Below are 15,701 nucleotides of genomic sequence, written 5' to 3' on the forward strand. Positions count from 1 at the left end.
GTCCTGATTGTCAATTTGATGGGGGGACCGGGGGGCCCTCGGCCCCCCGGCAGGGTGCAGGGGCGGAGCCCCTGCTGGAGAGGTCCAGGAGAGGCGGAGCCTCTCCTGGCCGCCGGAGGCACATCATATCTTGATTACACGTGCGCTTATCCTTTCCGCCGGTCTGGGGACGCGGCTGCGGCCGCTGACCGACGTCATGCCCAAGCCCATGGTGCCGCTGGCCGGGAAACCGCTGCTCGAGCATCTGGTGCGGCTATGCGCCCGCTTTGGCGTGCGCGACATCGCCGTCAACCTGCACTACCTGCCCCATGTGGTGACGGACCATTTCGGCGACGGCGCGGCCTTCGGCGTACGGCTGCTTTATGGCCTGGAGGCCGAACTGCTTGGCACGGCCGGGGCGGTCAACAGCTTCCGGGAATTTTTCAGCGAGCCTTTTTTCGTCATCTACGGCGACGTGCTTTTCGAGGTCGACCTCGAAGCCGTGGCCGCGGCCCATGCCCAAAGCGGCGCGGCGGCGACCATCGGGCTCTACCGGGTGGACAACCCCACGCAGTGCGGGCTGGTCGACCGCGACGAAGCGGGCCGCATCCTGCGCTTCGTGGAGAAGCCGCCGGTCGCTTTTACCGATCTGGCCAATGCCGGTCTGTACGTCATGTCGCCGCAGGTGCTCGACTACATTCCGGAATCCGGCTTCTGCGACTTCGGCCACGATGTTTTTCCGGCCATGCTGGCCGCCGGGGAGCCGCTTTACGGCCATGTCCTGGACGGCTACGTCATGGACATCGGTTCGCCGCAAAAGTACGAGCGGGCCAGGCGCCATCTGGCCGATGCCGGCCCGGGCGATGGTACTGGAGCGGAGACGCGGTCATGAATTTTGCGTGCCTCACACGGCAGGCTTTTGATGCCGAGGCCTTCGGCCTGGATTTTTTCCGGGTGACGCGCCTGGATTATGCCCTGCTTGGGCCGGAGCTAAAAGCGCTTCGGGCCATGCCGCGCGTCATGGCCGATGCGCGCATTGCCGCCTGCGACCGGGAGGCCGATCTTTTTTTGCAGCGAAACGGCTTCCGCAAGGTCTGCATCCAGATCCGCTACGGCCGGGATGTGCCCCCGGACATGGCGGCCGATCCCGCCGATGCCGTCGAGCCGGGGGACACCGCGGAAAACCGCCTGCCGCCCGGGGCCGTTTCCCGGCACGTGGACAATCTGGTCTACGACCGCTTCAACCTGGACGCCGCCGTGCAAAAGGCCGGCCGGGACCGGTTCCAGGCGGCCTGGATCGCCAATTCCCTGGCTTCGCCCGTCATCCGCAAGGTCTATGACGGCGAGAGCTTCATCAGTTTCAAGCTCAATGGGGACGAGGCGGCGGTGGACATCGTGTCCGTGCTCGTCCACAGGCGCGGCGTCGGAACGAGGCTCATGGGCCGGGTGCTGGCGGCGGCGGCCAGGGCCGGATGCGCGCGCCTGATCGTCACCACCGAAGCGGAAAACGAGCCGGCCTGCCGCATGTACGAAAAAAACGGGTTCATGCCCGAGGCGCATTTCTCCAGGTTCCACTACGTATCCACCGGGGCGGACGCCCCTGAAACGAGGTTTGCATGATCATTTCCAAGGCTCCGGTACGCTTGAGCTTCGGCGGCGGCGGCACGGATCTGCCCGCCTACTACGAACGCCACGGCGGCGCGGTGCTCTCCGTCACCATCGACAAGTATTTCTACACCATCGTCGAGCCCGTAAAGGACGCTCCGGTGGAGATCGTTTCCTCGGATTACCAGCTGCATCAGCGCTTCCCGGACATGGCCAAGGCCAATCTTTCCGGCGCGCTCAAGATCCCCAAGGCCGTGCTCAAGCGCTACGGCGTGGCAAGCGGCGTGTACATGGCCCTCAAGGGCGACGTGCCCACGGGCTCCGGGCTCGGGCTTTCCGGCGCGGTGACCGTGAGCATCGTCCAGGCCGTGGCCACCTTCACCGGAGAGAGCCACTCCAAGGCCGAACTGGCGGAGATCGCCTCGGACGTGGAGATCGGCATGCTCGGCCGGCCCATCGGCATGCAGGACCAGTACGCGGCGGCCCATGGCGGGCTCAATTACATGACGTTTACCAAGGACGGCGTGACCGTTACGCCGGTGACGCTGCCGGACGGGGTCCTTAATGCCCTGGAACGCCGGCTGCTCCTCTTTCACACCGGGGCCCAGCGTGATTCGGCCAGCATCCTCAAGGGCCAGAAAAAGTCCATGGAGGTCAGCGACGCCTCGGTCATCGCCACCCTCGGCGTGCTCAAGGAGCAGGCGGCGCAGATGCGCGACCTTTTGGCCGCCGGCGACCTGGACGGCTTCGGCCGCATGCTCGACACGGCCTGGAATTTCAAGAAGAGCCTGGCCAAGAACATCAGCAATCCCGATATCGACGGCTACTACGCGGCCGCGCGCGAGGCCGGGGCGCTGGGCGGCAAGATCACCGGGGCAGGCGGCGGCGGCTTTCTGCTCCTCTACTGCCCCCCGGAGGCCCAGGCCGAGGTCATCGACGCCATGACCGGCATGGGCCTGGAGCGGCTGCCGTTCTGCTTCGAGACCACCGGGGCCCAGCTGACCCTGGATCACACCGGGCAGTTTAGTGCCACCATCACCCCGGAAGGCTACCTGCTCGGCATGCGGGCCGTGGTCAGCCGCCTCGACAAGGACCAGATCGGCCGCATCGCGGACACCATCTGGCAGGCCCGGAAAGAAGACCGCCAGATTTTCATCATGGGCAATGGCGGCAGCGCCTCGACCGCCAGCCATTTCTGCTCCGACCTGTCCAAGACCACCCTCGTTCCCGGCAAGAAGGGCTTTCGCGTGGTGCCCTTGACCGACAACATCCCGCTCATGACCGCCTGGGGCAACGACGCCGGGTTCGAGAACATCTTCTACGGCCAGCTTATAAACCTGCTGAACCCCGGCGACGTGGTGGTGGGCATCTCCGGCGGCGGCATGTCGCCCAATATCTTAAAGGCCCTGGATTTGGCCCGGGAACGCGGCGCGCGCACCGTCGGCATGTCCGGCTTTTCCGGCGGCAAGCTCAAGGACGCGGTGGAGGAATGCTTCATCGTGCCGAGCGACAACTACCAGTTCATCGAGGATGTGCACATGATCCTCGTGCACCTCATCGCCTCGGTCCTGCGCGAACGCATGGCGCGGGAGTAGGGCAGGGTGGGCAAGGGAGAGGTTGTTGAGAAAGATTGCTAAGGGAGTTAAGGAAAAAGCGCGGAGTGTCGATCTGTCACGAGTATTAAGAGATGGTGAGTTCAGAAGTTGTTTATAAGGTTTTTTTTGTTGAGTGATACGCTATGAAAATAACTATGACGTTGTTGTTCTTTTTGAATCCAGCGGCATTTTATTATTTTATCGTTTATCCAGTGCCAAAGAATACTGAGTATTTTGGCGTGGTGTTTAGTGCTTTTTTTATTGTTTCACTCGTAACGTTTATTTTTTTGCGTTGCTTTTTTTGTGTGGTTTTATGATGAAGTGTGTGCCTATATCCGTAAAGCAGGTATAAATGAATGGTATAAATATAAAAGTAAAATTGATTGGAAAGATGTTAAGAAAATTATTACAGTAGATCCGCTTAAAAATTGCAAAGAAAGTTATCGTGAATACCCAGGCATGGAGAATGTGTGGCCTAATATATTTTTTTTCAAAGAAGAAAGCCCGCATGCTTTTATAAAAAAGATGACTGTTTTTGTCGGTCTCACGGTTTTTGTAATTTGTGGGGCGTTCATTGCTGATGGTATTGTCTTGAAAGTAATTATACAAAATGATGTGGCGAGAAAAGATTCGTTGTTTGGCCTTCTGTTTACAGCGATAGCGAGTGTCGTGGTGTTTAACTATAATATAAGGATAAAATCACGAACAGAAAATAGGATGCGATGGATTGGAGAACTACGTAGCGAAATTAGTCGTATTTTAGGGTCTATGGGTGCGAAAAACAATAATAATAAAATAAAAATAAATACTATTGCACAGGGGAATTCGGAATATTTTGTAAGTAGGCAGTATAGATTTCGCAATGCTAAAAAAATAAAGCCATGCGCTATTGAGGTGACTGAAACAGTTAGCTCAAGATTTGAATTGATGGCTAGGTTGGAGTTGCTCCTAAATTCTTCTGAGAAAGATCATAGAGCTTTAGTGGCTCTTATGCGCCTTTGTTTGGATACTTATTGGCTTAGTGTCGATAGAGCGGTGCTGTGGGAACTTGGGTTTCGCATTAAAGAATATGGAAATGGGAAAGTTGAAAGAAAATTTTATGACGATAAATGTAAATATCCGAGACGGATTGATGACAATGAGTTGATTTCTATGGTGTTTAGGCTGTCTCAGTTTGTTCTCAAAAGAGAATGGGAACAAGTCAAATCAGTTAAGTAGGTCACGTGAAATGAGTTTGTTTGTTGCCGTCGCCATCGCCCTGGCCGGATTCGCCCTCGAAGTCTGGCCGCGTCTCATAAACCGCTACTTCGGCATCGACACCTGGCGCTTCGCGCTTCTGGCCGACGCCATCCGTCGCCACGGCCGCTATCCGGACAGCGTGCCGGAAAAATACATCGTTCCGGGATCGGTGGACAATCCGCCGTTTCTGCCCTTTGTCTGCTCGCGCTTTACGAAAAAGTGGCTCGACCGCAACCAGGGGCTCATCTCCCCGGCCTTCGACGTGCTGCAAAGCCTCACCGTTTACGGTCTGGGCTATGCCGTCACCGGCGCGCCCATCGGCGGCCATCTGGCCCAGATCTTCTACATGCTGACCCCGGTGGTGCCGCTCGAGGCCAGCAACCTGAGCCTTCGCACCCCGGGCAGCCTCATTTTCCTGTGGGCCATGCTCAGCGTCCAGGCCTACGCCCTGCACCCGAGCGTCTGGACCTTCCTTCTCGGCGTGGCCGGGGTGACGCTTCTCACCTTCACCCACCGCATGGCCGTGCAGGTGCTCTTTTTCGGGCTCATCGGCTTCACCATCATCGACAACACCGCCCGCTACCTGCTGGTGTTCCTCGTCGGCCTGCTCTTTTCCATCTTCGCCTTCCGGGGGGCCTATCTCAAATACCTGCGCGGCCAGCTGCTCATGATCGCCTTCTGGATGTACAATATCCACAACCGGCTGGCCCACCAGATTCGCGGCAACCCGACCAGGGAAAAAAAGCACACCGACTTCGTACGCCGCATCGAATACATGATCTGGAAGATTCCGGTCCTGCCGTTTCTGGCCGTCAACCCCTGGGCCATCTATGCCTTCGTGGCCCTTTTCCTGCCTGATTACGGGGCCATGGCCGGGGCCTCGCCCTGGTTCTCCGTGGCCGTCAAATGGTCGGTCATCCTGTTCGTGCTCGGCATCCTCTTCAATACCAAATACATGCGCTTTCTGGGCGAAGGCCAGCGCTACCTCGAATACGCCACGGGCGCGGCCGCCGCTGCCGCGGCCGCCGTGGTGCTCAAGTTCGCCGCCGACCCGGCCGTCTGGGGCATTGTCAAGGCGGCCCCCTGGATCGTTGGCGCTGGCTGTCTGGCCGTGATCCTCTTTTTCCAGATCAAGCTCGTGGTCAATAACCCGGACAAGTCCGTCACCCCGGCCTTGTGGGCCGTGCTCGACCACCTAAACGCCTTTTCCGGCGAGGTGCGCATCGCCTGCCTGCCCCACGGGCTGGCCGACGCGGTGACGTATTTCCTCACAAACGGCAAGGCGTTGCTCTCGGACAATTCCGTCGGCGTCTACGAGCTGGTGGACTATTGGCCGCTTCTCAAAAAGCCCCTGCGCGAGATCGCGGACAAGTACGGCCTGACGCACTTTCTGGTCAGCACCAAGTTCGTGACCCTGGAGGAACTGGACATCCCGGGCTTTGTGGAGGCGTTTCGCCGCGAGCACTACGTGGTGCTGGTCCGGGAGGAAGCGTAAGGCGGGCGCGGTTTGCTCGCGTTGACGCTCTAGAGACTTTGCAATAAAATTGTAATCTTAAGGGACGACTTGTCCGCCAACACTGTTATTCCCGTCGCCGCGAGCCCGATCATAACCCATGCTCTTTTTTCGTAAACGCCCGGGTGCGCCCGTCCCCCCCGGCTTTGACCTCTGGAACAGGCCCAAGGTCGGCATCCTGGTCGAAACCACGATCCCGCCCGTTTCCCGGGCCAATCTGCGCATGTACTGGCTGGCCAAGGCGCTTTTGGCCGAAAAGAAGGCCATGGTGAACATGGTCTCGCCGAGCAAGGATCTGGCCACGCGGCGTTCCTATTTCGTGGAATGGATCTGGATGAACCAGTTTCCAGGCTGGGCCAAGCATCTCTATTCCAAATGGCGGCTGCCGGTGCGCATCTGGCACTTTGTCGCTTCCATCATTTCCGTGGTCATCCTGGTCGTCTGGTACAAGCGCGAGCATTGCCCGGGATTCGCCGCCATCCACGCCTGGAACCCCCTGGCCGGGCTGGCCGCCATCATCTCCGGCTGGCTCATCCGCCGGCCGGTGTTCGTCGATTTTACCGACTTTTATTCCGATATCGCCCGCACGGACATGCCGCTACTAAGCAAGCCCCTCGTCTGGCTGGAAAATTTTGTGCTGCGCCAGGCCCGCCATGTCTTTGTGGTCAGCAATCAGCTGAAGGAACACTTGGTGCGCGTCCAGGGCCTGCCGGCGGCAAAGATTCATGTCGTGCCCGACGGCACCGACTCCGAAACCTTCCGCCCCGACTGCGACACCACTGGCGTGCGCGCCCGTCTCGGCATCCCCGAGGACGCGCCGGTGCTGGTCTTTCACGGCGACATCAAAAATGACGACGGCGTGGACATCCTGATCGAGGCCATGGCCAGGGTCGTGGCCGAGCGCCCGGACGCCCGCCTGTTGATCCTCGGCGGCGGCAGCCCTTATTTTGATGCCGTGTGCCGGCCGCTGATCGAGAAGCTGGGGCTTACGGACAACGTGGTCCTGCCCGGCTGGATTCCCCATAACGACGTGCCGGCGGTGCTTTGCGCCTGCGACATCGGGGCCATGACCCTTCGCGCCACCCTCAACCACGATCATTACCTGTCCTTCAAGCTCTTCGAGTACTGGGGCTGCGGCAAGCCCGTGGTGGTGACGAAACTCAAGGCCATCGGTGAGATCGCCCGCGACGGCGAAAACGCGCTCATTGCCCAAAGCGGCGATGTCGACGGCTTTGCCCAGGCGTTCTTGCGCCTGATAAAGGACAAGGCCCTGGCCGCGCATCTCGGCCGGGTCGGCCGAGAACTGGTGGTGCGCGAATACGACTGGCGGGAGATCATGAAAAAGGAAACCGCTGTCTACACCAGCGAATTCCTCGGGCCGCCGTGTTCGCCCCGTCCGTGATCCGCTTCTTCCCCGGTCCGTGTCGTCTCGTCCGCCGGCCCCCTCGCCGTTTCGGAGACGTGCGGTGAAGCGGCGTTGGGCCATGTTGGCCGCCGTGGCCCTGGTGGCGCTTTTCGCCGTGCTCTCCTGGCGCGGCGTCGTTTCGGCCCCGGGCCAAGTCTACCAGAACTGGGACAATTCCATCCCCCCGTATCCCCGGGAGATCCGGCGTTACGGCGCCATCTCCACGCATGCCTGGTATCCCCATTACGACCTTGGCAGTCCCGGGGCTTTTTCGGGCATCACCCGCTGGTTCGACGTGCTTATGCGCGACGGCATTGCGCCCCTTGGCGGGCCGGTTATCGCCAAATGGCAGGGGCCGGCCTACGCCGTCGTCGGTGGCGGCGGCATTTTTGCCCTGGCCCGGGTGCTGGGGCTCGGCTTTTGGCCCGGGCTCGTGGCGGCGCTGCTCTATGCCTTCAATCCCCGCCAGTATTCCCTGGCCGTCAGCGGCCATATCGAGGAGACCGGGTTCGCCTTGGCCCTTTTGCCCTGGGTCTTGTTGCTGTTGCACCGGGCCTTGGGCCAGCGGTCGTTGCGACGGTCGTGTGGTTTGTCCCTGGCCGCCGGCCTGCTCGGCGCGCTGGTCTGCTCGGCCTCGCCGTTCGGCATCGTTTTTTACGGCGCTTTCACCGGGATTTTCACCGTGGCCGCCATGCTGGCCAGGCGGTCGCTCAAGCCCCTGGCGGTCTTTGTCGTGGCCGGACTGGCCGTGGCCGTGCTCCACGTGCAATGGCTCGTGCCGGCCGCCCATTCCATGCTCAACGGCGTGGATTTCAAGCACCACCAGACCGAAAGCGAAATCCGCGACAACTACGAGGGCATCTACCGCCACTTTTCCACCCCTCCGCGCCAGGCCATGATCGGCCATACCGACAACTACGGTATGGGTACGGAATACGCGTATCCGGTCAATTTCAAGGACACCCCGGTCTGGGTGGCGGCGGCCTTCGGCCTGCTCTTTATCGCCCTGGCCGGTCTCGCCTGTCGGCCTCGAGATAAAATTTTTCAGTATTTCGCAGTGTTGTGCCTGCTTTCCGGCTTCGTGCTCATGACCGGCCACAAGACGTTAGCCGGGGCGGTTTTTTACGAGCGCTTCCTGCACCGTGTCCCCATGCTCTTTTTCCAGATGGCCCGTCCGGCCCGTTGGCTGCCGCTCTATTACGCCGGGCTGTCGCTTCTGGTCGGCATGGGACTGGCCGCCATCGGCCGCCGGAGCGTCTGGCGCGGCAACCGGGTGGTCGACGGCGCGGCCGCGCTTTTCGCCGTCGCCTGTCTGGCCGTCTACCTCGCGCCCTATTGGAACGGCTCCCTGGCCATTCCCAAAAACGCCACCACCCAGACCATGGCGCTCATGTCCCAGCCGGTTTCCCCGGCCGAAGGGACGCTTTCCCGGGCGCTCACCGACGATCCGGCCGATTACCGCATCACGGTCTGGCCGACCATCGCCGGTCCCACGGGCGACGTGCCCGCCCCGCCGTCCAACGCCGTCACCCGCAATTTCGGCATGCTCGGCAAGGATGCCGTCATGGGCCCGACCTTTATCGGCGAACCCTACAGCCGCTTCCTGCTGACCGTGCTCATGCGGCCCTGGCCCTATACGGACCGGTTTGGCCGGCTGCTCGGGCTCGCGGCGGTCAGGCGCGTGATTTTCGACCCGGGCGTGCCCTACCTGTCCTACGGCCCTTTCGGCTGGATGCCGACCACCAAGCGCGGCCCGGAGACGCTGTTCGATCCCGGCGACATCCTGGCTCCGTTCGTGGCCGCCCAGACGGACCTGTCCCCGGACGCCGCGTTGTCCGCGCCGCCGCTCGACGTCCTGCGCAACAGGGATTTTTTACCCCGGCTGCGGTTGGCCGGGCAGGGCGTGTTGGCCTCTGGCGGCTTTCCGCTGCTCTTGTCCGAATCCGTGGCGGCCCAACCGGATTTTCCCGGCCGACTGGCCTTTTTCGGCTCGGACCTGACCCCGGCGGACATCGCGCGCCTTGACGGTAAGCTGGCCGGAGTGGCGACGCTCGGCCGGTCCTGGCCGGAACTGCTCCTGCCGTATCTGCCGGTCGACGCCTTTGTGCCGGCCTCGGCCGCGCGGCTGGAGGGTAAGTTCGGGAACCTTTCCGGCAAGGTGCTCGACGATCCGCGCCTGGGCGGGGCGGAACTCGACGGCGGCGGCAAGGTGAGCGACGGCCCCGGCCGGCTGGAATTTCCCCTTGTCGGCCACGGCTCCTGGCGCATCTTCGTGCGGGCCGGGGCCGCGCCCTTTGCCGGTCGGGCCAAGATCAGTCTGGACGGTGCGTTGGTCGCCAACCTCGACGCCGGCATGCTTGGCAAGGGGCTCGACTGGATCGACTGCGGCACGGCCGATTTCGAGCCCGGCCCGCCCCATGGCCTGACCATCGACGTCCCCGGCCGGGGAATCGTCGTTTCCGGCCTGCTGGCCGTGCCCGAGGACGCCTTTGATGCGGCCCGGGACCGCATGCGCCAAGTGGCCGCGGCCGGTGAAACGCGGCTGGCCGTGGAGGCCGAGGAGGCGACGCGAAAGCCTGTCGCGCCCATGCAGCCGCGCCTTTCCCTGTCGCTTTTGGCCCCGGAGTCCGGCGTTTCCATGACCGCCGAAAACGCCCGGTTGGACAAGCGCGATACCCAGGGCGGCGGCACCGTGGCCGTGGAAGGCGAGGCGCCGGGCGCGGTCGCCTTTACCGCCGCCTTTCCCGCACCCGTCGCCGCCCTGACCCTGGAAGCCTACCCGCGCCTTTTCGGCGACAAGACCGCGCCGTCCTATGTGCGGGCAAGCGTGTCCGTGGACGGCGGGCCGTTCAGGCCGCTTTTTTCCGTGGAAGGCAGGCCCGACGGCCGCTGGGAGGATGTCTACGGCCGCCGTGAGGTCCGGGCCATCAAGGGCCCGGCCAGGACCGTGACCATTCGTTTCGCCATGCGTCAGGCCCAGCTTTCCTCCCAGGCCAATTCGCCCAACCATCCCATGCGGCTGGTGGCTGAAACACCCGTCCCCGGCGGGGCGACCCTGTCTTTCGGCGCGGCGGCCCGGCTGCCGGCCGTCTTCGATTTGACCGCGCCGGTCCCGGGAACGTATGCGGCCAACCTGCGCCTTGTCGGTCGGGCCGGGGATGCCGTCACCCTGCCGGACGGCTCCAGGCGCACCTTTGCCGCCGACGGCGTGCTGGATGTGGCGGATATTCCCGTGACCACCGACACAGCCGGCCAGGCGCGTCTGGCCATCGGCGGCCCGGCCGAGGCGGCCTGCGACCGCATCGAGCTGGTCAAGGACAGGAGCATGCCGCCGCAAGGAAGCGATCCGCCGTACCGACGCATCAATGCCGGCCGCTACGCCATGGATGTGCCGGCCGGGCAGGGCGGCTATCTCGTTTTCGCGGAGGCCTTCCACCCGGGCTGGCAGCTCAAGCTGGCTGGCCGGGACATCGCGCCCATCCGGGGGATGGGTTTCGCCAATGCCTACCCGCTGCCGCCGGGCGCGTCCGGGCCGGCCGAACTGGTCTTTGGGGACGAGGCGGTCATGGCCAGACTCGTGCCCGTGGCCAAGGCCGCCTGGGTTATCCTGGCGCTGCTTGCGACCCTGCTGCTCGCACCCTGGCCGCGAAAGTCCCCGGATACGGGACACGGCCACGATTGAAGCCGGGTACGATCCCGGCTATGGTTCCCCGGCCGGCTGTTGCCGGATGGAGTGCTATGGGAAAACGTCCGTCACGGCTTACGTCCTGCCTGAAGCTGGCCCGGCCGCATCAATACATCAAAAACGCCTTTGTCTTTCTGCCGCTTTTTTTCGGCTGGAAGCTGGCCGGTCCGGACGCCATGGCGCGGGCGGTCCTGGCATTTGTGGCTTTTTGTCTCGTGGCCAGCGCCGTTTACGTCATAAACGACCTGAAGGATGTGGAGGAGGACCGGGCCCATCCGGCCAAACGCAACCGGCCGTTGGCTTCGGGCGCGCTGTCGCCTGCCGAGGGCCTCGCCTTTGCCTGCGGTCTGCTCGTTGCCGGCGCGCTCGTGACGGCCTGGCTCGGCTCGGCCGGGTTCACGATCATCCTGGCCGGCTATCTCGGCATCAACGTGCTCTACAGCTTCGGCCTCAAGCACAAGGCCCTGGTCGATCTGGCCTGCATCGCCGTGGGCTTCGTGCTGCGGGTGTTTGCCGGCGGCGTGGTCACGGGCATCACCCCCAGCCACTGGATCGTGCTCATGACGTTCCTTCTGGCGCTTTTTCTCGGTTTCGCCAAACGCCGCGACGATCTGCTCTTATCCGCCGCCGGCTGCGAAAAAACGCGCCGGTCGCTTGACGGCTACAACCTGGAATTCGTCTCCGCCGCCATGATGATCATGGCGGCCGTGGTCATCGTCAGCTACATCCTTTACACCGTTTCGCCGGAAGTCATCGCCAAACACGGTTCGGACAAGTTGTATCTGACCGCGATTTTCGTCATCATGGGCGTGCTGCGCTATCTCCAGATTACCCTGGTGGAGTGCAAAAGCGGCTCGCCCACGTTGGTCCTTTTGCGCGACGGCTTCATCCAGGCATCCCTCGTGTTGTGGATCGCCAGCTGCTACGTCATCCTTTATGTGGAGCACTCCGTTCTTCCATGAAAAAAATCATGCTTTTCTATCCGCCGGGCCGGTTCTACCAGCGCGGCGAGGACCGTTCGCAGGGCAATGTGGAGCAGTCCACGGCCACGTCCATGCGCGCGCCGAACGACCTGGGCTATGCCGCCGCCACGCTTAAAAAGGAAGGCTTCGCCGTCTTCCTGCGTGACTACCAGACCGAGCGTCTGCACCCGGACGACCTTTTCGCCGATTTCGAGCGCGAAAATCCGGATGGCATATTCGTCAGCATCACCAACTCCACCATTTTCGACGACCTGACCCTCATTGGCGAGCTGGCGAAAAGAAAGCCGGGCTTGCTGGTCATGCTCAAGGGCGCGATCTTTTTCGATCCCGACCATGCCCTGCTCGACCAGCTCGACCTCGCCGACGCCACCTATCTGATCGGTCTGGAATCCGATTTCACCGTGGGGAGACTGGCCAAGGCCCATTTCGAGGACCCGGCGGCCGTGCCCGGCATTCGCGGCATCCTCTACAGGAAGGATGGCGGCTGGGCCAAGACGGACTTTTCCTCCTGGGAGACCGACCTCGACAGCCTGCCCTTTCCGGATCGAAGCCTCATCCGAAACGCCCTGTACATCCGGCCGGATACCGGCGAACCCCAGGCCACCATCGCCACCTCGCGCGGCTGCCCCTCGGCTTGCATTTTCTGCATGACGCCCAAGATTTCGGGCAAAAAACTGCGCCTGCGCTCTCCGGAAAACATCCTGGCCGAGCTTTCGGAGTGCTATTTCACCCACGGCATCCGCGACTTCTTCTTCAAGTCCGACACCTTCACCTTCGATGCCGCCTGGACCAGGGCGGTCTGCCAGGCCATCCTGGACTCGCCGCTTGCCGGCAAGATCCGCTGGGTGGCCAATTCCAAGGTCAAGCCGCTCGAGCGCGACACCCTGGCCATCATGAAAAAGGCCGGCTGCTGGCTGGTGGCCTTCGGCTACGAGTCCGGCAGTCCCGAGACGCTCACGCGCATCCACAAGAATACAACAATCAACGACAACCTCCAGGCCACCAAATGGGCCAAGGAAGTGGGGCTGCGCACCTTCGGCTTTTTCCTCGTCGGCCTGCCCTGGGAAGGCCGGGAGCACCTGGAAGCCACGCGCAAGCACATCTTCGAGCTCGACAACGACTTCCTGGAACTCCATATCGCCATTCCCTACTACGGCACGCACTTAAACGAGATCGCCCGCCAAGAGGGGCTCATTCCGGGCACGGTGCTCGGCAAGGACTATTTCAACGCCCCGACCGTGGGCACGAAACACCTGTCCATGGAAGAGATCGAGGCCTTCCGCAAGAAGACCCTGCTCGATTTCCACCTGCGCCCGTCCTACATCGGCCGCAAGATTCTCCAGGCCGGCGGCAGCCCGAAAATCCTGGCCAACTACGCCCGGTTCGGCCTGCGGCTGCTTAGAAACACCCTCCTGCCGCCCAAACGGCCCAGGCGGCTGACGGCCGACGATGCCGCGCCCCATGCGCTCATTCTCGGGGCGAATTCCGACATCGCCATGGCCCTGGCCCGGGAGCTGGCCCGGGAGGACAAGACGACGCTGACCCTGGCCTCGCGCGATACCGCGCGCCTGGAGCCCGCGGCCGAGGCCATCGCCTGCGACTGCGACGTCAAGGTTATCGTGTGCCCGTTCGACGCCCTGGATACCGCCGGTCACAAAGCCTTTTACGAGTCCCTGGACCCGGCCCCGGACCTCGTGGTCGTGGCCTTTGGCCTACTCGGCGACCAGAAGGCCGGCCAACGCGATTTCGCATCGGCCCGGACCGTCATCGACACCAACCTGACCGGCGCGCTCTCCATCCTCGAGATCGCGGCCGCGGCCATGGAACGGCAGGGCCACGGCACCATCGTCGCCCTGTCCTCCCCGGCCGGCGAACGCGGCCGCAAGAGCAACTACCTCTACGGCGCGGCCAAGGCCGGGCTCACCGTGGCCCTGTCCGGCCTGCGCCACCGGTTGGCCAAGACCGGCGTGCATGTCGTGACCGTCCTGCCCGGCTGGACCAGGACGCGCATGACCGCCGCCGCACCGACGCCCAGGTGGCTGACCGCGACGCCCGAGCGTGTCGCGGCCGATATCCGCCGGGCCATCCACGCCGGCAGCGCCGTGGTCTACACCCCCTGGTACTGGCGGCCGATCATGGCCCTCGTGCGGGCGCTTCCCGAAAAACTCTTCGTCAAAACGAACCTCTAGATGAAAATTCTTTATCTCAACCACAATCCCGAGCGCTACGGCACCTATTTCCGGTGTTACCATCTGGCCCGGCATCTGGCCGAACGCGGTCACGAGGTGACGCTGCTGTGCGCCTCGCGCGAGCCCACGCTCTCCATCCGCGACCGCAAGGAAGGCTCGCTCACCATCCGCATCCTGCCGCGCGTCAATATCGCCACCTACCACACCGGCCATACCCTGCGCATGTTTTTAAACGCCAAGGAATGCCTCACGGCCGACATGGATATCCTCCATGCCTTTGCCTTCCCGCTGCATCCCATCAGCTTCCCCACGTTCCTGACGTCCATCGCCCGGCCCAAGGTGAAAATCGTCCTGGACCACGACGACATGTGGAAGGGCGGCTTCACCCTGCACCATCCCGGGCCCGTGCGCGCGCTCTATGACTTCACCGAGGACAGGCTCCCGGCCGTGGCCGACATGGCCACCGCCGCCAGCGAAATCCTCATGCAGAAATTCCGCTCCGCCGGCCTGCCCGAGGAAAAAATCCACTACATCCCCAACTGCCCGACCCTGGCCGCCGACATGCCCGACAAGGCGGAGGCGCGGGCAAGCCTTGGGCTTTCCCCGGACGACAAGATCGTCCTGTCCATGGGGCACACCTATACCGAATCGCTTTTCGCGCTCCTCGACGCCTATGCCGAGGCCAGAAAGACCATCCCGGGCCTCAAGCTCCTTTTCCTTGGCAAGCTCCATATTTCCGACGACTTCAAGACCCGCATGCGTGCCTACGAGGAGCGTTTCGCCCCGGATATCGTCACCATCGGCGAGAAGCCGCCAACGGAAGTGCCGGCCTATCTCGCCGCCTCCGACGCGCTCCTTTTGCCCATGGACGACGACCCCATCGAAAAAGCCCGTTTTCCCATCCGCTTCGGGGATTACCTCGCCTCGGGCGTGCCGGTCGTGTCCAACGCCGTCGGGGAGATCAAACGCATCATGGAATCGCGCGACTGCGGCTACACCGCCCCGGTCGACGATGCCGCCGCTTTCGGCCGGGCCGTCGTCACCGCCCTGACCGACGCCACGGAGCGGGATCGCAAACGCGAAAACGCGCGCCGGCTTATCGCCGAGGAGCTCAACTGGCCCGCCGTGGCCGCGCGCCTCGAAGCGATCTACGAACAGACGTTGGCCGGGTAGCGGGGGGCGGGGCGGAGAAGGCTGGGGCTCTGCCCCAGGCCCCGGCAGGGGCGCTGCCCCTGCACCCCGCCGGGAGGCCACGGGCCCCCCGGTCCCCCCATCCGGTGTGCTTTGGTTGAGCGGAGGCGGGTTGGCTGGCGGTCAGGCGGAAGTGTTGGAAGATGGGGGCGGAATTTGCCGGGACGGTGCATGCCGCTTCGCGGCAAGCTCGCCCCAAACAAATTCCGCCCCCACCACGCCTTCGCCCCTTCGGGGCGAAGGGGGTGCTTTCTACGAACGAGAGAAGGGTCTTACGGTCGTGACCCTTTTAAAAGTTTTTTGGGGAGGGTGGGGGT

10 protein-coding genes are annotated in these 15,701 nt (G+C 62.9%); all 10 read left to right on the forward strand.

All coding sequences use genetic code 11. From position 1 onward, the window contains the following. Positions 1-130 precede the first annotated feature (130 nt). The 10 genes from ACMZ6R_RS17985 to ACMZ6R_RS18030 all read left to right on the forward strand — a co-directional run bounded on the left by ACMZ6R_RS17985 (position 131) and on the right by ACMZ6R_RS18030 (position 15,366). Positions 131-871 carry a nucleotidyltransferase family protein gene (locus ACMZ6R_RS17985; RefSeq protein ID WP_416114042.1) on the forward strand — a complete coding sequence of 247 codons (741 nt, stop codon included), beginning with the start codon at positions 131-133 and terminating at the stop codon, positions 869-871. Continuing rightward, the gene (locus tag ACMZ6R_RS17990; protein WP_416114044.1) at positions 868-1,599 is read left to right on the forward strand and encodes a GNAT family N-acetyltransferase; all 732 of its coding nucleotides are present in this window, start codon (positions 868-870) and stop codon (positions 1,597-1,599) included. The genes ACMZ6R_RS17985 and ACMZ6R_RS17990 overlap by 4 nt, the downstream gene beginning before the upstream one ends. Further along, positions 1,596-3,179 (forward strand): SIS domain-containing protein, encoded by a 1,584-nt coding sequence (locus ACMZ6R_RS17995; RefSeq protein ID WP_416114046.1) that lies wholly within the window; start codon positions 1,596-1,598, stop codon positions 3,177-3,179. The genes ACMZ6R_RS17990 and ACMZ6R_RS17995 overlap by 4 nt, the downstream gene beginning before the upstream one ends. 303 nt (positions 3,180-3,482) lie before the next feature. Further along, positions 3,483-4,397 (forward strand): hypothetical protein, encoded by a 915-nt coding sequence (locus ACMZ6R_RS18000; protein WP_416114048.1) that lies wholly within the window; start codon positions 3,483-3,485, stop codon positions 4,395-4,397. A gap of 10 nt (positions 4,398-4,407) precedes the next feature. Beyond that, the gene (locus tag ACMZ6R_RS18005; protein ID WP_416114050.1) at positions 4,408-5,913 is read left to right on the forward strand and encodes a hypothetical protein; all 1,506 of its coding nucleotides are present in this window, start codon (positions 4,408-4,410) and stop codon (positions 5,911-5,913) included. A 118-nt stretch (positions 5,914-6,031) separates the two neighbouring features. Then, a complete protein-coding gene (locus tag ACMZ6R_RS18010) occupies positions 6,032-7,333 on the forward strand; it encodes a glycosyltransferase family 4 protein (RefSeq protein ID WP_416114052.1) in 1,302 nt (433 codons plus the stop codon). A 64-nt stretch (positions 7,334-7,397) separates the two neighbouring features. Beyond that, entirely contained in the window at positions 7,398-11,018 is a 3,621-nt protein-coding gene (locus ACMZ6R_RS18015; RefSeq protein WP_416114054.1) for a hypothetical protein, read from the forward strand. A gap of 56 nt (positions 11,019-11,074) precedes the next feature. Next, complete coding sequence (locus tag ACMZ6R_RS18020) at positions 11,075-11,983, forward strand: decaprenyl-phosphate phosphoribosyltransferase (RefSeq protein ID WP_416114056.1); 909 nt, start codon at positions 11,075-11,077, stop codon at positions 11,981-11,983. Continuing rightward, positions 11,980-14,193: an SDR family oxidoreductase gene (locus tag ACMZ6R_RS18025; RefSeq protein WP_416114058.1), complete on the forward strand. Its 2,214-nt coding sequence runs from the start codon at positions 11,980-11,982 to the stop codon at positions 14,191-14,193. The genes ACMZ6R_RS18020 and ACMZ6R_RS18025 overlap by 4 nt, the downstream gene beginning before the upstream one ends. Continuing rightward, complete coding sequence (locus ACMZ6R_RS18030) at positions 14,194-15,366, forward strand: glycosyltransferase family 4 protein (RefSeq protein ID WP_416114061.1); 1,173 nt, start codon at positions 14,194-14,196, stop codon at positions 15,364-15,366. Positions 15,367-15,701 lie beyond the last annotated feature (335 nt).

Origin of the sequence: Solidesulfovibrio sp. C21, assembly GCF_047785625.1 — a bacterium.
GTDB lineage: Bacteria > Desulfobacterota > Desulfovibrionia > Desulfovibrionales > Desulfovibrionaceae > Solidesulfovibrio.

What these genes read in the sequence shown, in the direction of transcription:
- ACMZ6R_RS17990 (WP_416114044.1), top strand. Translation starts at nt 868, where the DNA reads ATGAATTTTGCGTGCCTCACACGGCAGGCTTTTGATGCCGAGGCCTTC.
- ACMZ6R_RS17995 (WP_416114046.1), top strand. Translation starts at nt 1,596, where the DNA reads ATGATCATTTCCAAGGCTCCGGTACGCTTGAGCTTCGGCGGCGGCGGC.
- ACMZ6R_RS18005 (WP_416114050.1), top strand. Translation starts at nt 4,408, where the DNA reads ATGAGTTTGTTTGTTGCCGTCGCCATCGCCCTGGCCGGATTCGCCCTC.
- ACMZ6R_RS18010 (WP_416114052.1), top strand. Translation starts at nt 6,032, where the DNA reads ATGCTCTTTTTTCGTAAACGCCCGGGTGCGCCCGTCCCCCCCGGCTTT.
- ACMZ6R_RS18020 (WP_416114056.1), top strand. Translation starts at nt 11,075, where the DNA reads ATGGGAAAACGTCCGTCACGGCTTACGTCCTGCCTGAAGCTGGCCCGG.
- ACMZ6R_RS18025 (WP_416114058.1), top strand. Translation starts at nt 11,980, where the DNA reads ATGAAAAAAATCATGCTTTTCTATCCGCCGGGCCGGTTCTACCAGCGC.
- ACMZ6R_RS18030 (WP_416114061.1), top strand. Translation starts at nt 14,194, where the DNA reads ATGAAAATTCTTTATCTCAACCACAATCCCGAGCGCTACGGCACCTAT.